The sequence below is a fragment of the Bradyrhizobium sp. CB1717 genome, assembly GCF_029714325.1.
Taxonomy (GTDB): Bacteria; Pseudomonadota; Alphaproteobacteria; order Rhizobiales; family Xanthobacteraceae; genus Bradyrhizobium.
In genome coordinates, this window is the sequence record NZ_CP121666.1 from 2925115 (window position 1) to 2947536 (window position 22422).

Below are 22422 nucleotides of genomic sequence, written 5' to 3' on the forward strand. Positions count from 1 at the left end.
CCTCTCCCCGCAAGCGGGGAGAGGTTAAGAGGGCCGCGCGGCTGGAGTGACATCATCCTCACCCTCCCTGCCGCGGCGTGATGATCTCGATCTCGTCGCCGGCCTTCAGGCTCGTCTCGGCCCAGCGGCTTTTCGGCACGACGTCGTAGTTCAGCGCGATGGCGAAATGGGTGCCTTCGTAGTCGAGCTCTGCGAGCAGCGCGTCCACGCTCGCGGAGGCCACCTCGCGCTGTTCGCCGTTGACGATCACGCGCATTGCATCACCTCATTGTCGATCTGCCCGCGCTGGACATAGGCGAGCGTCAGCTCGGCGAGCGCCGGCGCGATCAGGAAGCCGTGGCGGTAGAGGCCGTTGACGGCGATGGTCTCGCCGCGAATGCCGATACGCGGCAGGTTGTCGGGGTAGGCGGGGCGAAGGCCGGAGCCGAATTCGACGATGCGGGCTTCGCCGAACGCCGGATGCACCGCATAGGCCGCGCCCAAGAGCTCCAGCGCCGAGCGCACGCTGACGCCGGTGTCCTCGGCCTCGATCGAGGTCGCGCCGAGCATGAACATGTTCTGCTCGCGCGGGATCACGTAGAGCGGCCAGCGCGGATGGATCAGCCGCACCGGCCGTGACAGCTGCACCTCGTCCGTCTCGATCAAAATCATCTCGCCCTTGACGCCGCGCAAGCCAGGCTGCTCCTCGCGTGCGGACAGGCCGCGGCAGTCGATCACGATGCCGTCGAGGCTTTGTAGATCTTGGGCGGTAACGTCGCTGTCGAACTTGATGGTGCCGCCGGCAGCTTTGATGCGCTCATGCAGCTTCGGCAGCACGCGCCGCGGCTCGACATGGCCCTCGGTCGGGAAGAACAGCGCATCGCGGAAGCGTCCCTCCAGCGACGGCTCGAGCTCGGCCAGGCCTGCGGCATCGAGCCGGCGATGGCCTTCGGTCATGCGGGCGAAGCGTTCGAAATCGTTGCGCTCGCGCGGATGGGCGACGACGAGGGAGCCGTTGAAGGGGGTGTCGGGCAGCTCGCGCCGCCAGATGTCGAGGGAGCGCAGGCCCAGCCTGGAGATGATGGGTTCGGCGACCTCCGCCTCGCAATAGGGCGCCAGCATGCCGCCGGCCCAGTGGCTGGTGGAATCGGTCATCCCGGCGTCACTGCGCTCGTGTAGCGTCACGGCGTGGCCGGCCTGCGCGAACAAAAGCGCCTGCCAGGCGCCGGCAATGCCTGCGCCGATGATGGATACCGGTGAATCCGGTCGCTTGGTCGTGTGCAACATCCCTGTCCCTTCGCCGGCATGACCCGGATCAGGTTCAAAGGGTCACCGCGGTCCTGGGCGGTATTGCCCATTTAGCGGTATCTCAGCTCCTCCTCGGAGCACCCCTCGGAACGGGTCCAATGTATGCCAGGGAGGCGGGGTGGTCAACGCGTGTTGCCGGGAACCCCACCGTTCCCCGGACGCGATGCAGCGCGCCGCCCTTTGCGGCGTGGTGCGTCGCAGGGCCGGGGCCCATTTGTTGCGTGGCTGGCATGGGTCCCACTGCGGCACTGCGGGCCGCAGTGCGCCCGGGACACACGAGAGTTGCTATTTAAGCGCCTGCGCCCGCGCGTTGCGGACGCCTTGCGCGAGCTTCCTGTGCGGGGCGGTGCCGAACATCGGCTGCGGATTGCCGTTCGGCTCGAGCCAGGTCTCGCCGGCATTGGCGACCTGCATGGCCTCCTGCCGCTGCCGCTTTGCAACGTAGTAATAGCCGCCCGCGAAATAACGCACAGCTCGCGCGTGGTCGCCATTGGCGGCGCGATAGGCGCCGGCGAGGTACTTCACCGCATAGGTGAGATTGGTGTTGGGATCGCGCAGGCCGGCGGCATCGCCGGTGTAGCCGACGCCGCGGGCGGTCGCGAGCTTGATCTGCATCAGCCCGATGGTGCCGCCACGGCCGACGAGGCCCGGCTGGTAGCGGCTTTCGCGCATGATGACGCGATGCACCAGCGCCTCCGGCACGCCGTTGGCGCGGGCATGCATCGCAACCATCGCGGCATATTCGGCTTCGCCCGCGAATGCGGCCTGCGTCATCATCAACCCTGCCGCAGCAAGCGCGGCAATATGCAAAGTTTTCATCGAAATATTCCTCGGCAGAACGGACCTGCACCTCGCGCGTTAGGCCGTGGGAACACGGCGATGATGTGGCGAAATGCCACCCGCGGCGATTTTCGCCGGCCCGTCGCTTTTACGACTTAAACCTAGGTTAAGTTCGGAGCTGGCGAAGCGTCTTACGCGACAGCGGGTCTGTCCATTCGCGCATTCGCCCAACAATCGCAATTCAAGAGCAGCACTCGGGAGGACGTCCATGACCCCAGCAGACATCGACGACATTCCCATGCAGAACCCTTGTGCACAATGTGGCACACCGATCCCGTTCCCGGACTGGATCGAGCCGGGCGAAGGCCGCGTTTCCTATCTCTGGAAGTGCCAGGCCTGCGGCTACCGCTTCGAGGCGGTTGCGATCTTCGATGAGCACGCGATCGAACATCCGCCGCTCGCTGCCTGAGGCGTTGTCTTAAGGGCACATGATCTCCGCGCAAACGCGTTCCGCGTTTGTCGCGAGGGAAAACCGCTACACACTTTGCGCTAACGCGGCCCTTCGGGTCCGGATCATGCGCTACGCCGCGAGCCGCGGCGCCTGCCACACCGGCAATTGCATCCGCACGATCAGGCCGTGCGGCTCGCGGTCGTGCAGCGACAGCTCGCCGCCATGGGCGACCGCGATCGCGCGCGCGATCGACAGACCGAGGCCGAAGCCGGTGGAGTCGTCCATGGTGCGCGCGTCGTCGCCGCGCACGAACGGCTCCAGCATCTCCTGCTTGCGCGCATCCGAGATGCCGGGGCCGTCGTCCTCGACGTCGATGACGAGCTTGGTGCCCGATATGTCGAGGCGGATCGTGACCTCGGCGCCGAAGCGCACTGCGTTCTCGACGAGATTGGTGACGCCGCGATGCAGATCGTCGGGCCGCGCGGCGGCGGTCGCCGAGACGGGCCCCTCATAGTGCACGACGTGGCCCATGTCGCCGAACTGGTCGGCGACGAGCTGCAGCGTGCTGGCGATGTCGACCAGGGTCACGGCCTCGATCTTGCGGTCGTTGCGCAAGAGCGACAGCACGGATTCCAGCATCGAGCGCATCTGGTCGAGATCCATCAGCATGCGCTTGCGGTTGCCCTCGTCCTCGATGAACTCGGCGCGCAGGCGCAGCCGCGTGATCGGCGTGCGCAGATCGTGGCTGATCGCGGCCAGCATCCGCGTGCGATCCGACATCAGCCGTGCGATCCGCTCGTGCATGCGGTTGAGCGCGCGCGCCACGGAGCGGATCTCTTCCGGCCCGCGCTCGGGCAGCGGGTCCGCGCCGCCGTCCAGGCTGAAATTCTCGGCGGCCCTGGCGAAGGAGGACAGCGGCGCGGCCAGCGCGCGCGCCGCCCACAGGCCGAGCACGGTGACGCAGATGAAGGCGGTCATCAGCGTCATCAGCCACGGGGCGCCCCAGAACCACGGCCGCGGGCCGCCCTCGACACGGCCGGCGATCACGGTGCCGTCGGGCAATTCGACGCCGACGCGGTGCGCAGGGCCATCGGTGGCGAGCCGCACCACCTTGTAGCCGCGCCCGAGATGTCGGCGCATGCCGCGCAGATGCTGGTTGTCGCTCTCCTCGACGACGTCAGCCGTGCCCGGCGCGAACATCTCGATGCCGAGCTTGGGAAAGGCGCGCGCGAGATCGGCAATGAGGCGCGGCCGCTCGGCGGCGTCAGCCGAGCCGAGCAGCAGCGCGGCATCGGTCAGCTGATGGGCGCCGTCCGGCGGCGCGTCCGGACGGTCCGGCCGGCTGATCAGGAAGGCGGTGGTCACGACGAGATGAAGCGCGACGGTCGAGGCCAGCACCAGCGCGGCGATCTGCCCGCCGATACCCCTGAGATGAAAGAACCCGAACGGCTTCATCGTCGGCGTTCCCTCAGCTGCTCAGGGATGACGCGACCGCTTCAGTGCTTGCTACTTCAGTTCTGGGCGTGAACAGATAGCCGCCGGAGCGCACCGTCTTGATGATGGTGGGATCGGCCGGATTGGGCTCGATCTTGCGGCGGATGCGGCTGACCAGCACGTCGATGGAGCGCTCGAACGAGCCGGTGTTGCGCCCTTGAGTGAGGTCGAGCAGGCTGTCGCGCGACAGAACGCGGCCGGGCCGCTCGCAGAAGGTGCGGAGCAGGTCGAACTCGGCGCTGGTCACCGCGACGCGCGCGCCTTCCGGATTGCGCAGCTCGCGCAGGCGCAGATCAATGCGCCAGCCCTCGAAGGCGAGCGTGCTTGCGCCTTCGATCGAGCTTGCCGCCTGCGCCGCGGCCTGGCGGCGCAGCACCGCGTTGATGCGGGCGAGCAGCTCGCGCGGGTTGAAGGGTTTTGGCAGATAGTCGTCCGCGCCCATCTCGAGGCCGACGATGCGGTCGACGTCCTCGCCGCGCGCGGTCAGCATGATGATCGGCGTCTGCGCCTCGGAGCGCACCTTGCGGCAGAGGCTGAGCCCGTCCTCGCCCGGCAGCATGACGTCGAGGATGATCAGGTCGATGCGGTGATCGGCCATGGCGCGCGACATCTCGCGGCCGTCGCTCACGGCGGTGACGTTGCAGGCGTTGTTGCGCAGGTACTTCGCAATCAACGTCCGGGTTTCGCGGTCGTCCTCGACGACCAGGATGTTGGGATTGGGAATGGCCATGCGCTTTGTTTGTCCAAGATTCGGGCCAAATGGCGAAGATTTTTGTTTCAGATTGTTTCCGATAGCCTGTCCACAACATGGGGACATGCCGGGGCAGGGAAGCGGCAAGATCTCGTTAAGGCCGTTAACCATACCGTGGCGTGGTCACACAAGAAACCCCGCAAAACCCACGGAGCCATGATGACTTCGATTTCGGCGGCATCCGCCGGTAGCTACCAGTCGCCCTTGCAGCGGCTGCAGCAGGAATTGCAATCGCAAGTTTCCGCCGGCACGATCTCGTCGTCGGACCAGTCGGCGCTCTCGACGGCACTGACCGACATCGACACCGCGCTCCAGCAGAGCCGGTCGAGCGACCAGTCGAGCGGCACGCGTCCCTCCAAGGAGGACATGCAGTCGAAGATCGACGATCTCATTTCCAGCGAAGTGTCGAACGGGACGCTGACCTCCGACCAGGCCGAGGAGCTGAAGAACGTCTTTCAGTCCGCCTTCGCGAACGGTCCCGGCGGCGCCGGTGGACCGCCGCCCGGCCCGCCGCCGGACGACAGCTCTTCGGATTCATCGTCGACGGACCAGGCGAGCAGCAGCAGCTCGACGGACCAGGCCACGGCCGAGATCCTCCAGCAGTTCCTGCAGGCGCTGCAGCAGTCGCAATCGTCGAGCTCCTCCTACGGCGCCAACGGCAGCTCATCGAGCAGCTCGAATTTCTCCGCGCTCCTGATCGACTACAAGAGCTGACCTCGCGCGACGCGGGTCGGCGCGTTCCCCGCCACGATCGTGCTTCACCCAGGGCGCATGATCGTCGGCGGGGAACAGTGCGCCCGCGGACGTCTCCTGCGTGACTCAGGAACTTTCCTCGCAGCGCAGCGCCATCATTGCGCGGCAAAATTGCAGCATCTTTAGGAACCGCGCGTGTTCAGCGCTGTTCTCTCCTCACGAGTTTGCTGCTGAAGGAGAGGACAACAATGTTGATGAAATCGATCGTCGCCGGCCTCGCCGGCACTGCACTGCTTGCGACCGCCGCGTTCGCGCAAAACCCGACGGCCACCACCGACAAGGCAGCGCCTGCAGCCACCGCGACAACGACAACCACCGCGGCGTCGGGTGAATGGCGCGCCTCGAAGATGTCCGGCCTGAAGGTCTACAACGAAGCCAACGAGAACATCGGCTCGGTCAACGATCTCCTGATGGACAAGAGCGGCGCCATCAAGATCGCCGTGATCGGCGTCGGCGGCTTCCTCGGCATGGGCGAGCATCTGGTCGCCGTGCCCTACGAGAAGCTGAAGTTCGTCAACGAGGCCGTGGCCTATACCGGCGCCAGCACGAACCCGGGCGCCAAGCCCGGCGCGACCACGACGACGGGCGCTGCGACTGGCACCGACAGGCCTGCGGCGACCACGACGTCGTCGACCTCGAAGTGGTATCCGGACCACGCCGTGTTCAATGCGAGCAAGGACGAGCTGAAGAACATGCCCGAGTTCAAGTACTCGGAGTAATGGGTTTCTAGTCGGCGGAACGAAGCGCGCCTGGTTTTTCACCGGGCGCGCTGTCGCGTCTTTCGTCATTGCGAGGAGCTCGCGACAAAATTGCGAAGCAATTTTGCGCTGATGCGACGAAGCAATCCAGACTGTCGCCGGTGAGGGATTCTGGATTGTTTCGCTTCGCTCGCAATGACGGCAACTAATGCGTCACCAGCGGGCAGCCGCCCTTGTCGAGTGGACGGAAGGCCTCGTCGCCGGGAACGGTGGCGATCAGCTTGTAGAGGTCCCACTCGCCCTTGGACTCCTCGGGCTTCTTGACCTCGAACAGATACATGTCGTGGACCATGCGGCCGTCGATGCGGATCTTGCCGTTCTTCGCGAAGAAGTCGTTGACCGGCGTCGCGCGCATCTGCGCCATCACCTTCGGCGCCTCGTCGGTCTTGATGGCTTCGATTGCCTTCAGATAGTGCATGGTCGCCGAATAGAGGCCGGCCTGGATCATGGTCGGCATGTGGCCGACCTTCTCGTTGAAACGCTTGGAGAAGGCACGCGTCTCATCGTTCATGTCCCAGTAGAAGGCGTCGGTGACGATCAGGCCCTGCGTCGCCTTGATGCCGAGCGAATGGGTGTCGGTGATCTCCTGCAGGAGCGCGATCATCTTCTGGCCGCCCTGGGTCAGGCCGAACTCGGCCGCCTGTTTCAGCGCATTGGTGGTGTCGCCGCCGGCGTTCGCCAGTGCGACCACCTTGGCCTTGGAGGCCTGGGCCTGCAGCAGGAACGAGGAGAAGTCCGACGAATTGAGGGGATGACGGACCTCGCCGAGCACCTTACCGCCGCTCTCCTTGACCACGTTGGCGGCGTCGCGCTGCAGCGCCATGCCGAAGGCGTAGTCGGCGGTGACGAAGAACCAGGTGTCCTCGCCGCGCTTGACCATCGCCTTGCCGGCGACGTTCGACAGCGCGTAGGTGTCGTAAGTCCAGTGCACGGTATTGGGCGAGCAGGCAACGCCGGTGATGTCCGACGAGCCGCCGCCCGAATTGATGTTGATCTTGTTCTTCTCGCGCGTCAGCGCCGAGATCGGCAGCGCCACCGACGACGTCGGCACGTCGAAGATCGCGTCGACCTTGTCGTTGTCGCACCAGTTGCGGGCGATGTTGACGCCGACGTCGGGCTTGTTCTGGTGATCGGCGGCGACCACCTGAACCGGCTTGCCCGCGACCTTGGCGCCGTAATCGGCGACCGCCATCTCGACGGCGGCGAGCGAACCCTTGCCGGTCGCGTCCGCATAGAGGCTCGACATGTCCGTGAGCACGCCGATCTTGACGACATCGTCGGAAACCTGCGCCTGCGCGGCGCCGAAGGTCGCGGCGAGCGCGAGACCGGCCACGACCACGGCAATGAGTTTTTGCATGTTGTTTCTCCCTGTGTGTTGTTGTTTGGGCGTTATTTGCGGGGACTGTTCTAGCTTCTATCGGTCGCGGCAGCTAAGCGGTGCGCGCCATAGCGGAATGCAAAATCAGAAGGGGCGGCCGGTGTTCCCTAACCCTCTCCCCTTGTGGGAGAGGGTGGCTCGCCGCGATAGCGGCAAGACGGGTGAGGGGTTCTCCGCGCGCACCTATCTTGCATTCGAGTTTGGGGAAGCAACCCCTCATCCGGCGCTTCGCGCCACCTTCTCCCACAAGGGGAGAAGGAAGAAGAGTGCCGCCTTTCAAGCGCTGCCGCTCTTGAGCCGTTCGTTGCGCCGGCGCAAGCCTTCCAACGTCGCGAGCAGGATGACCGATACCGTCGTCAGGATGACCGCCGCTGCCGTGATGGTTGGGCTGATGTTCTCGCGGATGCCGCTGAACATCTCGCGGGGCAAAGTGCGCTGTTCCGGCCCTGCCATGAACAGCACGATCACGACCTCATCGAAGCTGGTCGCGAAGGCGAACAGCGCACCCGAGGCGAGGCCCGGCAGGATCAGCGGCAGGATCACGCGGCGGAACGCTTGAAGCGGCGAGGCGCCGAGCGAGGCGGCGGCGCGCGCCAGGTTGGTGTCGAAGCTTTGCAGCGTCGCGCCGACCGTGATCACCACGAAAGGCGTTGCCAGCGCGGTGTGGGCCAGGATCAGGCCGAGATAACTGCCGGTCAGTCCGATCGGCGCGAAGAAGAAATACAGGCCGACCGCAGTGATGACACCGGGCACGACGACCGGCGACAGCACGAAAGCCAGCACCAGCGGCTTGAACCGGCTCTTCCACTGCGCCAGCCCCAGTGCGGCCAGCGTGCCGAGCACCATCGACAACAGCGTCGAGGCGACGCCAATGATCATGCTGTTTTTCAGCGAGTTCATCCAGCGCGGCGAATTGATGAAGTCATCGTACCAGCGCAAGGAGAAGCCCGGCAGCGGATAGGTGAGGTACGAGCCCGAGCTGAAGGACAGCGGCATGATCGCAAGGATCGGCGCGATCAGGAAGATGAACACCAGCGTCGAGATGGCGATGGTCGCGGTCCACGCGATGCGCTGGCTGGGTGTGCGGAGGGAGGAATTATCGCTCAATTCTTCATGCCTCCCGTGACTTGCTGGCCCTGCACCAGCTTGCCGTAGACAAGCGCGAGCAGAAGCGTGGCCAGCAGCAGCACCGCGCCCAACGCCGAGGCAAGGCCCCAATTCGCCGTCTCGGTCGTGTAGAGCGCGATGAAGTAGCTGATCATCTGGTCGGCGGCGCCCCCGACGAGTGCCGGCGTGATGTAGTAGCCGAGCGCCAGGATGAAGACGAGCAGGCTTCCGGCGCCGATGCCGGGCAGGGTCTGCGGCAGATAGATCCGCAGGAAGGCGGTGAGGGGTGGCGCGCCGAGCGAGGCGGCGGCGCGCATATAGGCAGGCGAGATCGCCTTCATGCTGCTGTACAGCGGCAGGATCATGAACGGCAGGAGCACGTGGGTCATGGCCACGCAGACGCCGAAGCGGTTGTAGATCAGGCGGAGCGGCTCGTCGATGATGCCGAGCCAGTGCAGGCTGTCGTTCACGACGCCCTTGCTCTGCAGCAGCACGATCCAGGCGCAGGTGCGGACCAGCAGCGATGTCCAGAACGGTAGCAGGACGAAGATCATCAGCAGGTTCGACCGGCCCGGTGGCAGTGTCGCCAATAGATAGGCGACCGGGAAGCCAAGGATGAGGCAGAGTGCCGTGACACCGAGGCTGATGAGAAAGGTGCGGACGAAAATGTCGCGGTAGATGGCCTGATCCGCCGGAGCCGCGACGATCGCGCCGTCCGCGTTCCGCGTCAGGTCGAGCGCGGCGAGAAGGTAGAAGCCGGTCATTGGGCCACCGGCGTCCTTGATGGTCGTCCAGGTGGCGCGTTCGCGCCAAGCGGGATTGATCTTGGCGAGCGTCTCCTTGGCCGTGCCGGGCTCCGGCACCGCCTTCAGATTGCGGGCCGTGCTGGTCAGGATCGTGCGAAAACCGTTCAGTGCGTAGTTGAGCCGCTTGGCCGCAATCGCAATGGTGCCGGCGGCGCGCGCCGCCAGGATGTCGCTCGCCAACGCCGCATAGGCCCCTTCATTCGGCAGGTCCTTGCCGTCCCAATTGGCGAGAGCCGCTATGGTTTGCGGCAGAACCTGGCGCACCTCCCGGTCGTCGACCGCGCGCCACAGCATGCCGGCGATGGGGCCTGCGAAGGTGAAGAGCAGGAAGACGAGAAGCGGTGCTACCAGCGCCAATGCCTTGACCTGGCGTGTCCGCTCCGCACGCCTCAATCGGCGCTTCAGCGGCACCTCGGTCGACGCATTGGCGCCGGTCAAGAGCGCGTTCGTCATTGGTCGCTATTTCGCGGCCCATTTGTTGAAGCGCTCGGTCAGGCGGTCGATGTTCTCGAGCCAGAAGCCGACGTTGATCTCGACCGCGTTCTTGATGTTGTCGGGCGCCGTCGGCAGGTCCTTCAGGACGGCGGGCGCGAGCCGGCCGGCTGCGTCCTTGTTCGAGGTGCCATAGGCAATGTTCTCCGACAGTTTGGACTGGTTCTCCGCCTTGCCTGCGAAGTCGAGGAACTTGTAGGCCGCGTCCTTGTTCGGGCTGCCCTTCAGGATCACCCAGCTGTCGAGCGTGAAGAGCGCGCCGTCCCACACCATGCCAAAATTCTTCTTCTCGTTCTTGTTCGCGGTGTCGATGCGGCCATTGTAGACCGAGGTCATCGCCACCTCGCCGGAGGCGAGCAATTGCGGTGGCTGGGCGCCGGCCTTCCACCACACGATGTCGCCCTTGATGGTGTCGAGCTTCCTGAACGCGCGATCGACACCCTCGTCGGTCGCCAGCACCTTGTAGACGTCCTTCGGCGCGACGCCGTCGGCCATCAGCGCGATCTCCAGCGTGGTCTTCGGGCCCTGGCGCAGTGCGCGCTTGCCGGGAATCTTCTTGGTGTCGAAGAAGTCGGCCCAGCCGCCCGGCGCCTCCTTCAGCTTGTCCTTGTCGTAGCCGAGAACGAAATCGTAGAGGATGGCGCCGACGCCGCAAGGATTGACCGACGGCGGGATATAGGCGGCCTCGCCGCCGATCCTGGAATAATCCAGCTTCTCGAACAGGCCTTCCTCGCAGCCGACCGCGAGTTCGTCGCTCTCGACCTGAACGACGTCCCAGGTCGCGGCACCTCCCTGCACCTTGGCGCGCAACACGCCGACGCCGCCGTCCCAGGACTCGTCGTTCATCGGAGCGCCCGACGCCTTCTTGAACGGCTCGAAATAGACCTTCTTCTGGGCATCCTGATACGCGCCGCCCCACGACACGACGGTGAGGTCACGCGCCTCTCCGACCGTGGCCAGCGCAGCGCTGGCGCCGAGTGCCGCGGCGAAACCCAGAGCGATCTTGCCAATCTTGCGCTTCAGCATGGTCCTTGTTCCTTCTAGCTGTGAGTTGCGTTGATGTTGATCGATGCCGGTCGGATCAGACGGGATCGAGGGCCAGGCAGTCCTCCGGGCGGAAGGTGATGAAGACGCTTTCGCCAGTTTGCAGGCTGTCATGCGCTCCCGGTTGAAGCTTGACCATGAACTCCCCGTTGCCGGCGACATCGAGCACGGCCAGCGCGTGGTCGCCGAGATAGATGGTGTTCTGCACTTTTGCCGGCAGCCGGTTCGGTCCTTCGCCGGCGTCACCGTCCCGAACAATCGCGACACGCTCCGGCCGCACCGACAGAGAAGTCGATGCGCCCGCGCCTGAGACATTGACCGCCCGTGCGGTGACGGCGCCGCAGCCGGCCAGCGCGACGCGACAATAGTCCTTGTCGATGGTCTCGACGGTGCCGGGCAGCACGTTGTTCTCGCCGATGAAGTGGGCGACGAAGCTGTTCACCGGATGCTCGTACAGCGCGTCGGGCCTGTCGATCTGCTGCACGATGCCGTCGTTGAACACGGCGATGCGGTCCGACATGGTGAGTGCTTCACTCTGGTCGTGGGTGACGTAGACGATGGTGATGCCCATCGTCTCGTGCAGCTGCTTGATCTCCAGCTGCATCTGCTCCCGCAGGCGCTTGTCCAGGGCGCCCAGGGGCTCGTCCATCAGCACGAGTTGCGGATTGAACACCAGCGCGCGGGCCAGCGCCACGCGCTGCTGCTGACCGCCGGACAGCTGCCCGGGCCGCCGCTGCGCCATGGTTTCCATCTTGATCATGCGCAGCGCCGCGCTGACGCGCTCCTGCACGTCCGCCTTGCTCGTCTTGCGAACGGAGAGCGGGAAGGCGATGTTTTCCGCGATGGTCAGGTGCGGAAACAGGGCGTAGTTCTGGAACACCATGCCGATGTCGCGCCTGTGCGGCGGCACGTTCTTGATCGGCCGGTCCGCGAGGTAGATCTCGCCATGGGTCGGAACCTCGAAGCCGGCCAGCATCATCAGCGTGGTCGTCTTGCCCGAGCCCGACGGGCCGAGCAGGGTGATGAACTCGCCCTTCCTGATGTCGAGATCGAGGTTCTTCACCACGAGGTGCTCGCCATCGTAGGTCTTCTGAATGCCGGAAAAGCGCACCAGCGCCGGCGCAGGCGTGACCATGCCGGCTTCCATGTTATCCTCGCGTTGTCCCCTACAGTGCCGTGTGAGACTAGCATCCTGCGGCGAGAATGCCAGCGGGGCAAGCAGCGAAGAGGCGTGCGGGCGGGCTACATCCCCGACAGCTTCGTCACGGACACGTTGAGCGTTCCGCCGGCTTCCGCGACCACGCGCAGCGTCTTGGAGTCGAAGGCGATGTCGGCGAGGGTCAGGCTGTCGATCTTGGCGTCGACCCTGAGGCCGTCCTCGCTCTTCTGGTAGTCGGCGATCGCGGCCGCGATCTTCTCGCGCGCGTTGGCGGCGATCGGCTTCAGGTCGAGCGTCGCCTTCTGCAGCAGCGCCTGCTGCATCTGCGGCACGACCGCACGCGCCGCCGCGCCCAGCAGGCCGAAGGCCGCCTCGGACTCGACTGCGAGCTGGATGTCGGCGAGCCGCAGCGTCTGCTGCGCCTGGTCGAGCATCGGCCGGCCCCAGATGTGGACGGTCGCCTCCGCGCCGAGACCGAGCCAGCTCTTCTTTTCCTTGGCGCGCACCAGGAGCGAGATCAGCAGCCGGTCGCCCGACGGGATCACGTTGACGCTCTTCACGGTGACGTCGACCGGGCCCGAACCGTCCTCGGGATAGGTGTGGCCGACCATCTGCGCGGCGATCAGCTTGTTGATCTCGGTGAAGGGAACGTCGATCGGCACGCCGATGTTCACGCCGGTGCCGGTCGGCGGCACGATCGAGATCTTGTCGGGGAACGGGCATTCCGGCTTGGTCGAGCTCGAGGTCACGCGTGTCTCGGCCTCGAGGCCGAGCAGCAGCGTCACCGCCTGCGCATCGACGCGCGGTTGTGCCGCGATGGCGCGGACCGGCTTCATCTCCAGCCAGAGCGGCGGCAGCGCCGCCGAGGTGCCCGAGCCTTGCAGCGGGATCGAGCGGCACGCCTTGGCCCATTGCACCTTGGCGTTCTCGCGCAGCGAGGGATCGTTGCGGATGCGCTCGGAGACGATGTTGATCTGCTCGCCGACGTTCTTGTCGATCAGCGGCTTCACCTGCGCCGGCACGTTGACCTTGGCGCCGGAGACATTGAGGTTGGTGTCGCCGAGATTGACCTGTGCGCCGAGATTGGGCTCGAGATGCCAGTTCGCGGCGAGCTTCGGACGCGAGGTGACGATGACGTTGCCCTTGATCTCGGCGCTGGCGTTCAAATTCTTGATGTTGACCGCGCCGATCCGTTTCGCCGCGTCACCGCCGAGCACGCTGCCGAGCGCGTCGCCCAGCGCGCCGGTGGCCTTTGCCGACAAGGAGCCCGTCACGTTCAGCTTGCCGGTGAGCGGCGTCGAGATCGTCAGCACCTCCTTGTCGCCGGCGGTCGCCATCGGCCCGCGCACCGCGGTCCAGCCGATATCGGCGTTCTCCAGGATCTGCGAGATCGGATTGTCGGCCTTGCCGGCAAAATTGCGCGGCGCGGCCTTCTCGGCCTGCTCGCGGATCGCCGACAGCGCGATGGCGACCGGCGCGATCACGATCGAGCTCTTCGAGGCCGGCGGCAGCGGCGGCAGTTGCGCCACCGGCGGCGCGGAATTCGTCGCGCGCGGCGCGAGCCAGTCCATCGCCTTCAGGCTGATGAAGAACGACGCCGCGAGCACCGCGACGGCGATCAGGATAGTCTTCAGATTCAACGTCAGTCGCATCAATCCCCCAAGCCGCCCCGGCGGGGATTTTACAGGGCGGGCGAGGAGGGCGCTAGAGCGCACCAAGGGGGTGGAATTGGGGCGGCACGGCCCGGGCTGCGCCAACGAATCCACTATTGGGCGCTCTCAAGCAATTCGTCCGCGAAGCGAGTGACCTCCTGCGCGCCGCGGCCGCGTGCTCGTTTTGGTTGAAAATGCCAAAAAACCGTTCCAGAATGCTGTCCGGGGGGCGTTGGAATGGATAAGCGACTTGAAAATCTTCGAATGTACTTTCCGGCCGAGGTGACGGGCGCCTATTTGGCAATTCAGTCTTTGCTAAAAGCGAACAACGTCAAGCCCACGGAGTACACGACGTTCATGCTTTGGGTATTGGGTGGGCTCGCCATCATCAATATCGCGATGTACTGGAAGTTCTACAATGTGAGAAACGTTTTCATTCAGTTTGTTCTTCTGTGCGGTTTCTTCATTTGGGCGATCAATATTGACACCCCGCGATTCAAGGATGCGCGATATATCGGTGAACATCTCGAGATTGTCGCGCCGAGTCTGCTGATTTTTTACAGTCTTCTCACTCTGTTTTTTGCGTCTCCGCAAAGGAATTCTGATGCGCCTGGTTAGAGCGGTAGTCCTTCTGTTTTTGTGTTTTGGATGCAAGGCTTTATCTGCGCCGCTTGGAACAGCGTACGATAGCTATAGGGATATGCATCGCGAAACAGCGTATGGAAGCCTGTTCTTTAACGAGACTGCAATCAGACACCGGGAGAACCTCGAGAGAAAGCGATTTCGTGCCGTGCCGGCGGGCGGGGATGTCGAGCTGCCCGTGCAGCAGGGATATTGTTTCGTGTTCAACCATTACGGGCGACCGACCTACGACGGCAGGGCGCGCAGCTATCTTGCCAAGATTACGAAAACATTGGTCGATGGAACGAGCAGGGTCGAGACTGTTGAGCAGGCCTTCGAGCCCACGGATGACATATCTTCCTCAAATCCGCCCGATCTGTGCGTTTCCGGAATCAGGAATGTTTCGAAGGTGACGGTCGACTTTACGTCAAACGATGGCGATTATTTCGATTGGCACATTTCATTCATTCCTCGCTAGCCAGCGGAAAAGTGCTGCGTATGGCAACGATGCTTTCCGTCGTGCCCAATCAACGTGCCGATAAACGTAGCCAAACTCCCGATGGTTCGCGACCAATGGCCGATGCCGAGCTGCGACCGCCGTTGCCCGATGTTCAGGTGTTATGGCGCACCTAGCCGCGCCGCGGACGGCGGACCGCTCTCACATTGCCGCGATCTCCGCCACCGCAATAGAAGCGGTCACCGCCGTCGGACTCCAGGCCCGAGACCATGGTGCCTGCGGGCAGGTCGAGCTGCTCCAGCACCTTGCCCGTATCGGGGTCGACCCGCCTGATGTCGCTGTCCTCGCCTTCCCAGGTGCCGTGCCAGAGCTCGCCGTCGACCCAGGTGACGCCGGTGACGAAGCGCCTGCTTTCAATGGTGCGGAGGACCTTCCCTGTGGCCGGATCGATCTGATGGATCTTGCGCTCCCGGTATTGACCGACCCAGAGCGAGCCTTCCGCCCAGGCCAGCCCGGAATCGCCACCACCGCCAGGCGCCGGGATCGTGCTGATCACCTTGCCCGTCGCCGCATCGATCTTCTGGATGCGGTCCTCGGCGATCTGGAACAGGTGCCGGCCGTCGAATGCGGTGCCCGCATGTGCGGCGACGTCGATGGAGCGGTCGATCCTGCCGCTGGCCGGATCGACCGCGTTCAGCTTGTCGCCGGATGCGAACCAGACATGGGTGCCGTCATAGGTGACGCCATGCACGGCTTCGACGCCCGCAAAAGGTCCGTACTCCCTGACGATCTCGGCGGCTGAACGCTTCATGTGCTTGATCCCTGTGAGGCGATGCACCTTACGTCTTCAGCAGCGGCGTGGGGAGTAACAAGCCTGTCGGGAAACCCGGGACGGGCGGGGTCATCCAGCGGCGCGCACGCCCGTGCCCGAAGAACTGGACCTTGTTCGACCGCGCCAGCTCCTCGAGGGCTCGCTGCACCGTGCGCGGACTGATTCCAAGCGCAAGGGCGAGCGCGGAGCTCGACCACGGCTCGCCGTCGGTGAGAAAGGCGAGGAGGGCGGCGTGCTTCTCCTCATTGGGGCGCGCCAGCACGAGGACGTCGCGCGTCTTCCGCGGCGCCAGCACGAAACCCTGCCTGGTCGCGCTGATGTCGGCCAGCGGCTCGAGCTGGGTGCGGAGCCGCCCGATCTCGACGCGCAATCGTGCGCGGTGCGACTCATCGACGTGCCGTGCTTGAAACGCACCTGATATCAACCTCTCGCGCGATACATCCGCCGGCCAGGCCTGCGCCAGAAGGCGGGCGAGCGCGAACAGCACCGGCCGCGTTCCGAGCGACACGACGACGCCCTGCCTGCGAACGACATGATGGAAGGTGTCCACGACGAGCGCCGTCGAGCTCGCCAGCCTTTCGACCTCCCCGAGCAGCAACGGATGTTCGCTGCCGCGTGCAATCAGGCGCGCGGCCGGCGTGTCGAGGACCAGGTTGGCGCTGTCGACCTCGGCCATGAGCGCCGGGATTCTTGCCTGCCGCGCTGCACGGCCTGCGCGGTCGAGCGCCGCGCGGGCATCCCCTGTTTTCAGCCGCCTGATCGCGATGCCGGCAACCACGAGCTCGCGTACGACGTGCGATGCCGGCGGGAGCGCGGAGTTGCCGAGGGCGGCCAAGGTGCGCTCGGCCTCGTCGAGCCGCCCGAGGAGAAGGAGCCGGCGCGCTTCGATGTGGCCCGCATGGGCCGCATTGGCGAGATCGCCGTGCCTTTCGAGCGTCGCGCGTGCTGCTGCGAGCGTTTTCACCGGCCAGCTCAGGTCGCGTGAGACCAGCGCGATCTCGGCTTCGGCCACCACGCATCTTGCACGCGCCACAGCCTCGCGCGGACCGAAGCCGCGCGCAGCGCTGCGCAGCAGCGCCTTGGCCTTGGCGAGATCGCCGAGCTGCGCCATCGCGATGCCGCGCAGCGCCAGCGACGGTGCATCGTTGCGCAGCGCCACGCGGTTCAGCGCGCCGAGCGGATCGCCGGCTTCGAGTGCGCGGGCGGCGGCGGTGATCAGCGACTCCATGTCAATCCCGCCACACTTGTTACTCCCACCGCGCAACCGCTTGGTGCCAGAAGTCGTTGGCAGAACGTCAAGCAAACGCTTTGGAGAGTCATGATGACATCAGCAGAAAAGGCCGGAACCAACGGACAGACCGCCATGCAGACCCCGCCGGTGGTGTCGGCGCAGGACTGGGAGGCCGCCCGCCAGCAACTGCTCGTGAAGGAAAAAGCGCATACCCGTGCCCGCGACGCCCTGGCCGCCGAGCGCCGGCGCATGCCATGGATGGAAGTTGCCAAAACCTATGCGTTCGAGGGGCCCGGCGGCAAGGTCAGTCTGGCTGATCTGTTCCAGGGCCGGCGGCAGCTGATCGTCTACCGCGCCTTCTTCGAGCCGGGCGTGTTCGGCTGGCCCGATCATGCCTGCCGCGGCTGCTCCATGGTGGCCGACCAGGTCGCCCATGTCTCGCACCTGAACGCCCGCGACACCACGCTGGTGTTCGCCTCGCGCGCGCCGCAGGCCGACATTGCGCGGCTGAAGAAGCGGATGGGCTGGACCATGCCCTGGGTCACCGTCACCGACAGCTTCGATGCCGATTTCGGCGTCGACGAGTGGCACGGCACCAACGTGTTCTACCGCGACGGCATGCGCATCTTCCGCACCTATTTCGTCAAGAGCCGCGGTGATGAACAGATGGGCGGCACCTGGAACTATCTCGACATCACCCCGCTCGGCCGCCAGGAGGTCTGGGAGGATTCACCGAAGGGCTATCCGCAGACGCCGACCTACAAATGGTGGAACTGGCACGACAGCTACGAGGAAGGTGCCGCGCCCGACAAGAAATGGGTCGAGGTCACGGATGCCGGCGAGAAGGCGTTTCGCAAGGAGGCCGCGGAAGGTCGTGACTAGTCCCGTCATCGCAACGGCGCCCGCCAGCTGCGATGGCGTCGTGGCCGCGCGCCGTATCGCCAGATGGCTAGCCTTGGCGGCGACGCCGACCTTCGCGGTCATGGCCATGCTGACCGCCGCGCCCAGCGGCGGCTCGGCGGACATGCTGTGCGGCGCCGGGCAGGGGTCTCTGCTCGGCGGGATGGCGCCGATGTATCTCCTGATGAGCGCGTTTCATTCGGCCGCGTGGCTGAGGCTGATCGCGGAGCGGCGGGGCCGCTAATGCGCTCCCGCCGCCTGCAGATAAGTGACCACCTTCGCCGCTTCCTCTGCCGAGATGCCGCCATAGGGCTGCATCTTGTTGCCGGACACGACCTCGTCCGGCTTGACCATGAAGCGGGTGAGCTTGTCCTGGTCCCAGGCGAAGCCGGCGTCCTTCATCGACGGAGAGTAGTTGTAGTCCGGCAGCGCGCCGGCCTTGCGGCCGACGATCTTGTTGAGGTTGGGACCGAGGCGATTGTCGCCTTCCTTCACGGAGTGGCAGGTGCGGCAGGCATTGTTGAAGGCCTGCTGAGCCGCCGCGTCGCTCGACGGCTGCTGCGCGGAAGCGGTCGCGGACAGGAGCGATGTCAGTGCTGCCGCACTGACAATCGTGCGCAGCCAGGCGCTTGGCGATGTCTGCTGGCGTGATTGCATCGGCGCCTCCGTCGGGGACCGCGCCGCAGCGAGCGCGCGTCGGGATGTCGAGGGCAAACGAAAACGGCCCCGGTGGGTTCCGGGGCCGTTCGCGTCACAATGTCCTGTCGCGCTAGCGCGTCGCGGCGCCAAGATCCGCGCGGCGTTCCGTCATCGGCAGCACGATCACCTTGGTGCCGACGTTGACGCGGGAGTAGAGGTCGGTGACGTCGTCGTTGGTCAGGCGGATGCAGCCGGACGAGACGCGCTTGCCGATGGTCTCGGGGGCGTTGGTGCCGTGGATGCGGTAGATGGTGCCGCCGAGATACATGGCGCGGGCCCCTAACGGGTTGCCGGGGCCGCCGGCCATGTGGCGCGGCAGATAGGGCTGGCGGGCGATCATTTCCGGCGGCGGGGTCCAGGCCGGCCACTCGGCCTTCCTGGTCACCGACTGGATACCCGACCAGGTGAAACCGTCGCGGCCGACGCCGATGCCGTAGCGCAGCGCCTGGCCGTTGCCGAGCACGTAATAGAGATAGGTGTTGGGCGTATCGATGATGATCGTGCCCGGCGCCTCGCGGGTCGCGTAAGCGACGGTCTGGCGACGGAAGCGGGCCGGCGTCTCGACCGCGTCCTGATCCTCGGACGGCTCGTTCTGGTAGGTTGGCGCCTGATAGGGCTGATACGGCTGATAGGGTTGCAGCGGCTGCGGCGAAGCCATCGGCGGCAGCGGCTGGAAGAAGGGGAAGAGCTGCACTGGCGCGGCCTCGGCCGGGCCTGCGAATGCGATCGCGGAAATCGCGACTGCGCCGAAGGCAACGGCGCGCGAATACGTCTTGAACGTGTCCAGATTGAACATTGGTCGCCCCTGTTTGCGCGGGTGTTCTTGGCCACCCCGGCACCGTTGCGGTGCTCCGTTGCGTAAGTCACTAACGGAAACAAGTTTCGGGACGTTTGCGCGGAAAACCGAAAACGGTTTCATCGCGGCAAGGATTGTTTCATGACAGTTTCGTGGCTGCAGGGCTCCGTTAACGAACAAAACAGCGGGCCGACACTTCTATGACGTCACACGCCTGAAATATCCTTGGTTGATGGTCGAAAGCCGAGAATCATCAAACTCTCGGGATTTCCCCATGCGGGTATTAATCGCGACTGACGCCTGGCATCCGCAGGTCAACGGTGTGGTCCGCACGCTGACCTCGCTGGCGAACGCAGCCAAGGCGCTCGATGTCGAGATCGACTTCCTCACCCCGGACGGCTTTTCGTCCTGGCCGCTGCCGACCTATCCGGGCCTGCGCATCGCGCTGCCCTCGGCTAAGGAGATCGCGCGGCGGATCGAGAAGGCGGCGCCCGAGGCGCTGCACATCGCGACCGAAGGTCCGATCGGCTGGGCCGCGCGGGCCTATTGCCGGCGCAACCGGCTCGCCTTCACCACCTCCTATACGACGCGCTTTCCGGAATACGTCTCGGTGCGGACTGGTATCCCTGATGCCGTCGGCTATGCCGTGCTGCGCCACTTCCACGATGCCGCCGCGATGACCATGGTGGCGACGCCCTCGCTGCGGCAGGAGTTGTCCGAGCGCGGGTTCAAGCGGCTCGGCTTCTGGACGCGCGGCGTCAACACCGAGTTGTTCCATCCCGATCATCCTGCCAAGCTCGACCTGCCGGGCCCGATCTTCATGACCATGGGCCGCGTGGCGGTGGAGAAGAATCTCGAAGCGTTCCTCTCGCTCGACCTGCCCGGCACCAAGGTCGTCGTCGGCGACGGCCCGCAGAAGGCGGCGCTCGAGAAGAAGTATCCGGACGCGGTGTTCCTCGGCGAGAAGAAGGGCGCGGATCTCACCGCGCATCTCGCCGCAGCCGACGTGTTCGTGTTTCCGAGCCTCACCGACACCTTTGGCGTCGTGCAGCTCGAGGCGCTCGCCTGCGGCACGCCGGTTGCGGCATTTCCGGTGACGGGTCCCAAGGACGTCATCGCGGATCACCCGATCGGCGCGATCGACCACGATTTGCGTACCGCGTGCCTGCGCGCACTCACCATGTCGCGCGAGACCTGCCGTAATTTTGCGCTGGAGCGTTCCTGGGAGAACAGTGCGCGGCAGTTCGTCGGAAATCTCACGTCACTTCAGCCCAGCCGCGTCCTGCGCGCCTCGCCTCGCATGGCGCGGCGGCCGGTGCGCGGTTGACCTTTCATTGGATCCACAGCGAGAACCTCATCGATGGCTAAGATCATGAACCTTGACGGCACCCAGCAGATCGACCTCACCCGCGGTACGGTCGAGCAGGCCTACGATCGCTGGGCGCCCGTCTACGATCTCGTGTTCGGCGGCGTGTTCGCCAAGGGCCGGCAGGCCGCGATCGCGGCCACCAACAAGATCGGCGGCCGCGTGCTCGAGGTCGGCGTCGGCACCGGCATATCGCTGCCGCTCTACGCGCCGCACCTGCGCATCTTCGGCACCGACATTTCGGAAGCCATGCTCGACAAGGCGCGCCAGCGCGTCACCGAAGGCAATCTGAAGAACGTCGAGGGTCTCGCGGTGATGGACGCCGAGAAGCTCGAGTTCCCCGACAACTCATTCGACGTGGTGATGGCGCAGTACGTCGTCACCGCCGTGCCGAACCCGGAGAAGGCGCTCGACGAATTCGCCCGCGTGCTGCGTCCGGGCGGCGAGCTGATCATCCTCACCCGCGTCAGCGCGGATGCCGGCATGCGCCGCTTCATCGAGCAGAAGCTGCAGCCGGTGGTGCGTCCGCTCGGCTTCCGCACCGCGGAGTTCGCCTGGTCGCGCTACGCCAAGTGGCTGGCCGGTGCCAAGGGCATCGAGCTCGCCGAGCGCCGCCTGATTCCGCCGCTCGGCCATTTCTCGCTGGTGCGCTTCCGCAAGGTCGACGTCGCCAAGGCGGCTTGAGCAAGGCTGCGTAAGAGCGGCGGCACGATCCGCCGCTCACGCGTTCACGTGCGTCATCGCGCCGCTGCACATCGTCACATGACAAAATGATGATGTCACACGGCCTACATCGAATCCCTGTAAATCCAGAACCCGAAAGCATTTTGGGGGAGAGCATGATCAAGAATTATCTCGAGCAGCTGCGGATCCAGCGCTGGGACGACCATCGCTACTATCACCACAGCCGCATCAATCAGAGCCTGCATTTCGTCAGCGCGCTGAGCTTTCTCTTCGCCTATGTCTGGCTGTTCGTCGATCCCATGATCTCCGCGCTGGTTGGCTGGCTGGTCTCGATGACCTCGCGCCAGGCCGGTCACTTCTTCTTCGAGCCGCACGATTACGATCACATCAACCAGGCGACGCACGAGTACAAGGAAGATATCAAGGTCGGCTACAACCTTCAGCGCAAGGTCGTGCTGATGGCGATCTGGGCGCTGTCGCCGCTGGTGCTGGTCGTCGATCCGACGCTGTTCGGCCTGTTCACGCCCTGGGCTTCGGCGACCGACTTCATGCGTCAGGTGGCCAAGATCTGGCTGGTGATCGGCGGCGGCGGTCTGTTGTTCCGCACGGTGCATCTGTTCTTCATCCGCGACGTCGAGACCGGCCTCGTCTGGATGACCAAGATCCTGACCGACCCCTTCCACGATCTGATGCTCTATCGCAGTGCGCCGCTGGCGCTGATGCGCGGCGAGCTGATGGACCCCGGCCTGCACCTCAACCCCGAGCACACGCTCGGCCTGATCGGCGAGCCCACGCTTGAAGAGCAGCACGCCTGATACGGCCGTCGCCCAGATCCAATACTCCGATGTCTAATGGTTACGTCATGCCCGGCCTCGTGCCGGGCATCCACGTCTTGGGGGCTGCTTACGCGGCGGGCTTCGCCAC

25 protein-coding genes and 1 riboswitch are annotated in these 22422 nt (G+C 65.1%); of the genes, 10 read left to right on the top strand and 15 right to left on the bottom strand.

The genetic code is table 11. From position 1 onward, the window contains the following. Positions 1 to 58: 58 nt before the first annotated feature. From thiS to QA649_RS13850, 3 genes are all read right to left on the bottom strand, one after another. The gene (gene thiS / locus QA649_RS13840) at positions 59 to 256 is read right to left on the bottom strand and encodes a sulfur carrier protein ThiS (protein WP_283024671.1); all 198 of its coding nucleotides are present in this window, start codon (positions 254 to 256) and stop codon (positions 59 to 61) included. After that, the gene (locus tag QA649_RS13845; RefSeq protein WP_283024672.1) at positions 247 to 1266 is read right to left on the bottom strand and encodes an FAD-dependent oxidoreductase; all 1020 of its coding nucleotides are present in this window, start codon (positions 1264 to 1266) and stop codon (positions 247 to 249) included. The genes thiS and QA649_RS13845 overlap by 10 nt, the downstream gene beginning before the upstream one ends. Next, positions 1254 to 1382, bottom strand: a riboswitch (TPP riboswitch). It overlaps the preceding gene by 13 nt. A 190-nt stretch (positions 1383 to 1572) precedes the next feature. After that, on the bottom strand, positions 1573 to 2106 hold the full coding sequence (locus QA649_RS13850; RefSeq protein WP_283024673.1) for a lytic transglycosylase domain-containing protein: 534 nt from the start codon (positions 2104 to 2106) through the stop codon (positions 1573 to 1575). 229 nt (positions 2107 to 2335) lie between these two features. Between QA649_RS13850 and QA649_RS13855 the strand changes: the two genes are divergently transcribed. Next, positions 2336 to 2536 carry a hypothetical protein gene (locus tag QA649_RS13855; RefSeq protein ID WP_283024674.1) on the top strand — a complete coding sequence of 67 codons (201 nt, stop codon included), beginning with the start codon at positions 2336 to 2338 and terminating at the stop codon, positions 2534 to 2536. Positions 2537 to 2647: 111 nt separating this feature from the next. On the opposite strand, the gene QA649_RS13860 is transcribed toward QA649_RS13855, so the two are convergent. Continuing rightward, entirely contained in the window at positions 2648 to 3973 is a 1326-nt protein-coding gene (locus tag QA649_RS13860) for an ATP-binding protein (protein WP_283024675.1), read from the bottom strand. A 13-nt stretch (positions 3974 to 3986) separates the two neighbouring features. Next, positions 3987 to 4742 carry a response regulator gene (locus QA649_RS13865; RefSeq protein ID WP_283024676.1) on the bottom strand — a complete coding sequence of 252 codons (756 nt, stop codon included), beginning with the start codon at positions 4740 to 4742 and terminating at the stop codon, positions 3987 to 3989. Between the two features lie 180 nt (positions 4743 to 4922). Here QA649_RS13865 and QA649_RS13870 point away from each other — a divergent pair, with 180 nt between their 5' ends. After that, complete coding sequence (locus QA649_RS13870; protein ID WP_283024677.1) at positions 4923 to 5477, top strand: hypothetical protein; 555 nt, start codon at positions 4923 to 4925, stop codon at positions 5475 to 5477. Positions 5478 to 5704: 227 nt separating this feature from the next. Next, positions 5705 to 6235, top strand: a complete 531-nt coding sequence (locus tag QA649_RS13875; RefSeq protein WP_283024678.1) for a PRC-barrel domain-containing protein — start codon at positions 5705 to 5707, stop codon at positions 6233 to 6235. Between the two features lie 184 nt (positions 6236 to 6419). Here the strand turns inward: QA649_RS13875 and QA649_RS13880 are convergent, their stop codons facing one another. The 6 genes from QA649_RS13880 to QA649_RS13905 all read right to left on the bottom strand — a co-directional run bounded on the left by QA649_RS13880 (position 6420) and on the right by QA649_RS13905 (position 13912). Beyond that, the gene (locus tag QA649_RS13880; protein WP_283024679.1) at positions 6420 to 7631 is read right to left on the bottom strand and encodes an ABC transporter substrate-binding protein; all 1212 of its coding nucleotides are present in this window, start codon (positions 7629 to 7631) and stop codon (positions 6420 to 6422) included. Between the two features lie 297 nt (positions 7632 to 7928). Beyond that, on the bottom strand, positions 7929 to 8759 hold the full coding sequence (locus QA649_RS13885) for an ABC transporter permease (protein WP_283024680.1): 831 nt from the start codon (positions 8757 to 8759) through the stop codon (positions 7929 to 7931). Further along, positions 8756 to 10018: an ABC transporter permease gene (locus QA649_RS13890; protein ID WP_283024681.1), complete on the bottom strand. Its 1263-nt coding sequence runs from the start codon at positions 10016 to 10018 to the stop codon at positions 8756 to 8758. Before QA649_RS13890 ends, QA649_RS13885 begins: the two co-directional genes overlap by 4 nt. Before the next feature lie 6 nt (positions 10019 to 10024). Continuing rightward, a complete protein-coding gene (locus QA649_RS13895; RefSeq protein ID WP_283024682.1) occupies positions 10025 to 11083 on the bottom strand; it encodes an ABC transporter substrate-binding protein in 1059 nt (352 codons plus the stop codon). A gap of 55 nt (positions 11084 to 11138) precedes the next feature. Next, a complete protein-coding gene (locus QA649_RS13900; protein WP_283024683.1) occupies positions 11139 to 12248 on the bottom strand; it encodes an ABC transporter ATP-binding protein in 1110 nt (369 codons plus the stop codon). Between the two features lie 95 nt (positions 12249 to 12343). Continuing rightward, positions 12344 to 13912, bottom strand: coding sequence for a DUF4403 family protein (locus QA649_RS13905; RefSeq protein ID WP_283024684.1), 1569 nt, complete (start codon positions 13910 to 13912; stop codon positions 12344 to 12346). Between the two features lie 237 nt (positions 13913 to 14149). Between QA649_RS13905 and QA649_RS13910 the strand changes: the two genes are divergently transcribed. After that, on the top strand, positions 14150 to 14530 hold the full coding sequence (locus QA649_RS13910) for a hypothetical protein (RefSeq protein WP_283024685.1): 381 nt from the start codon (positions 14150 to 14152) through the stop codon (positions 14528 to 14530). Positions 14531 to 14612: 82 nt separating this feature from the next. Next, complete coding sequence (locus QA649_RS13915; RefSeq protein ID WP_283024686.1) at positions 14613 to 15011, top strand: hypothetical protein; 399 nt, start codon at positions 14613 to 14615, stop codon at positions 15009 to 15011. Between the two features lie 151 nt (positions 15012 to 15162). Here QA649_RS13915 and QA649_RS13920 read toward each other — a convergent pair whose 3' ends face one another. Further along, a complete protein-coding gene (locus QA649_RS13920; RefSeq protein ID WP_283024687.1) occupies positions 15163 to 15801 on the bottom strand; it encodes a PQQ-binding-like beta-propeller repeat protein in 639 nt (212 codons plus the stop codon). A 28-nt stretch (positions 15802 to 15829) separates the two neighbouring features. After that, on the bottom strand, positions 15830 to 17050 hold the full coding sequence (locus tag QA649_RS13925; RefSeq protein ID WP_283024688.1) for a helix-turn-helix domain-containing protein: 1221 nt from the start codon (positions 17048 to 17050) through the stop codon (positions 15830 to 15832). Between the two features lie 90 nt (positions 17051 to 17140). Here QA649_RS13925 and QA649_RS13930 point away from each other — a divergent pair, with 90 nt between their 5' ends. Together QA649_RS13930 and QA649_RS13935 are read left to right on the top strand one after the other, a co-directional pair. Beyond that, positions 17141 to 17935 carry a DUF899 domain-containing protein gene (locus QA649_RS13930; protein ID WP_283024689.1) on the top strand — a complete coding sequence of 265 codons (795 nt, stop codon included), beginning with the start codon at positions 17141 to 17143 and terminating at the stop codon, positions 17933 to 17935. Next, positions 17928 to 18197: a hypothetical protein gene (locus QA649_RS13935; RefSeq protein WP_283024690.1), complete on the top strand. Its 270-nt coding sequence runs from the start codon at positions 17928 to 17930 to the stop codon at positions 18195 to 18197. The genes QA649_RS13930 and QA649_RS13935 overlap by 8 nt, the downstream gene beginning before the upstream one ends. Here the strand turns inward: QA649_RS13935 and QA649_RS13940 are convergent. Continuing rightward, positions 18194 to 18610 (bottom strand): c-type cytochrome, encoded by a 417-nt coding sequence (locus QA649_RS13940; RefSeq protein WP_283024691.1) that lies wholly within the window; start codon positions 18608 to 18610, stop codon positions 18194 to 18196. The genes QA649_RS13935 and QA649_RS13940 overlap by 4 nt on opposite strands. A 112-nt stretch (positions 18611 to 18722) precedes the next feature. After that, entirely contained in the window at positions 18723 to 19448 is a 726-nt protein-coding gene (locus tag QA649_RS13945; RefSeq protein WP_283024692.1) for a L,D-transpeptidase, read from the bottom strand. 274 nt (positions 19449 to 19722) lie between these two features. Between QA649_RS13945 and QA649_RS13950 the strand changes: the two genes are divergently transcribed. The 3 genes from QA649_RS13950 (at position 19723) to QA649_RS13960 (ending at position 22313) form a co-directional block, all read left to right on the top strand. Beyond that, a complete protein-coding gene (locus QA649_RS13950; protein WP_283024693.1) occupies positions 19723 to 20775 on the top strand; it encodes a glycosyltransferase family 1 protein in 1053 nt (350 codons plus the stop codon). A 33-nt stretch (positions 20776 to 20808) separates the two neighbouring features. Next, positions 20809 to 21498 carry a methyltransferase domain-containing protein gene (locus tag QA649_RS13955; RefSeq protein WP_283024694.1) on the top strand — a complete coding sequence of 230 codons (690 nt, stop codon included), beginning with the start codon at positions 20809 to 20811 and terminating at the stop codon, positions 21496 to 21498. A 155-nt stretch (positions 21499 to 21653) separates the two neighbouring features. After that, on the top strand, positions 21654 to 22313 hold the full coding sequence (locus QA649_RS13960; RefSeq protein ID WP_283024695.1) for a hypothetical protein: 660 nt from the start codon (positions 21654 to 21656) through the stop codon (positions 22311 to 22313). Positions 22314 to 22422 lie beyond the last annotated feature (109 nt).

What these genes read in the sequence shown, in the direction of transcription:
- thiS (WP_283024671.1), bottom strand. Translation starts at nt 256, where the DNA reads ATGCGCGTGATCGTCAACGGCGAACAGCGCGAGGTGGCCTCCGCGAGC.
- QA649_RS13845 (WP_283024672.1), bottom strand. Translation starts at nt 1,266, where the DNA reads ATGTTGCACACGACCAAGCGACCGGATTCACCGGTATCCATCATCGGC.
- QA649_RS13850 (WP_283024673.1), bottom strand. Translation starts at nt 2,106, where the DNA reads ATGAAAACTTTGCATATTGCCGCGCTTGCTGCGGCAGGGTTGATGATG.
- QA649_RS13855 (WP_283024674.1), top strand. Translation starts at nt 2,336, where the DNA reads ATGACCCCAGCAGACATCGACGACATTCCCATGCAGAACCCTTGTGCA.
- QA649_RS13860 (WP_283024675.1), bottom strand. Translation starts at nt 3,973, where the DNA reads ATGAAGCCGTTCGGGTTCTTTCATCTCAGGGGTATCGGCGGGCAGATC.
- QA649_RS13865 (WP_283024676.1), bottom strand. Translation starts at nt 4,742, where the DNA reads ATGGCCATTCCCAATCCCAACATCCTGGTCGTCGAGGACGACCGCGAA.
- QA649_RS13870 (WP_283024677.1), top strand. Translation starts at nt 4,923, where the DNA reads ATGACTTCGATTTCGGCGGCATCCGCCGGTAGCTACCAGTCGCCCTTG.
- QA649_RS13875 (WP_283024678.1), top strand. Translation starts at nt 5,705, where the DNA reads ATGTTGATGAAATCGATCGTCGCCGGCCTCGCCGGCACTGCACTGCTT.
- QA649_RS13880 (WP_283024679.1), bottom strand. Translation starts at nt 7,631, where the DNA reads ATGCAAAAACTCATTGCCGTGGTCGTGGCCGGTCTCGCGCTCGCCGCG.
- QA649_RS13890 (WP_283024681.1), bottom strand. Translation starts at nt 10,018, where the DNA reads ATGACGAACGCGCTCTTGACCGGCGCCAATGCGTCGACCGAGGTGCCG.
- QA649_RS13895 (WP_283024682.1), bottom strand. Translation starts at nt 11,083, where the DNA reads ATGCTGAAGCGCAAGATTGGCAAGATCGCTCTGGGTTTCGCCGCGGCA.
- QA649_RS13900 (WP_283024683.1), bottom strand. Translation starts at nt 12,248, where the DNA reads ATGGAAGCCGGCATGGTCACGCCTGCGCCGGCGCTGGTGCGCTTTTCC.
- QA649_RS13905 (WP_283024684.1), bottom strand. Translation starts at nt 13,912, where the DNA reads ATGCGACTGACGTTGAATCTGAAGACTATCCTGATCGCCGTCGCGGTG.
- QA649_RS13910 (WP_283024685.1), top strand. Translation starts at nt 14,150, where the DNA reads ATGGATAAGCGACTTGAAAATCTTCGAATGTACTTTCCGGCCGAGGTG.
- QA649_RS13915 (WP_283024686.1), top strand. Translation starts at nt 14,613, where the DNA reads ATGCATCGCGAAACAGCGTATGGAAGCCTGTTCTTTAACGAGACTGCA.
- QA649_RS13920 (WP_283024687.1), bottom strand. Translation starts at nt 15,801, where the DNA reads ATGAAGCGTTCAGCCGCCGAGATCGTCAGGGAGTACGGACCTTTTGCG.
- QA649_RS13925 (WP_283024688.1), bottom strand. Translation starts at nt 17,050, where the DNA reads ATGGAGTCGCTGATCACCGCCGCCGCCCGCGCACTCGAAGCCGGCGAT.
- QA649_RS13930 (WP_283024689.1), top strand. Translation starts at nt 17,141, where the DNA reads ATGATGACATCAGCAGAAAAGGCCGGAACCAACGGACAGACCGCCATG.
- QA649_RS13940 (WP_283024691.1), bottom strand. Translation starts at nt 18,610, where the DNA reads ATGCAATCACGCCAGCAGACATCGCCAAGCGCCTGGCTGCGCACGATT.
- QA649_RS13945 (WP_283024692.1), bottom strand. Translation starts at nt 19,448, where the DNA reads ATGTTCAATCTGGACACGTTCAAGACGTATTCGCGCGCCGTTGCCTTC.
- QA649_RS13950 (WP_283024693.1), top strand. Translation starts at nt 19,723, where the DNA reads ATGCGGGTATTAATCGCGACTGACGCCTGGCATCCGCAGGTCAACGGT.
- QA649_RS13955 (WP_283024694.1), top strand. Translation starts at nt 20,809, where the DNA reads ATGGCTAAGATCATGAACCTTGACGGCACCCAGCAGATCGACCTCACC.
- QA649_RS13960 (WP_283024695.1), top strand. Translation starts at nt 21,654, where the DNA reads ATGATCAAGAATTATCTCGAGCAGCTGCGGATCCAGCGCTGGGACGAC.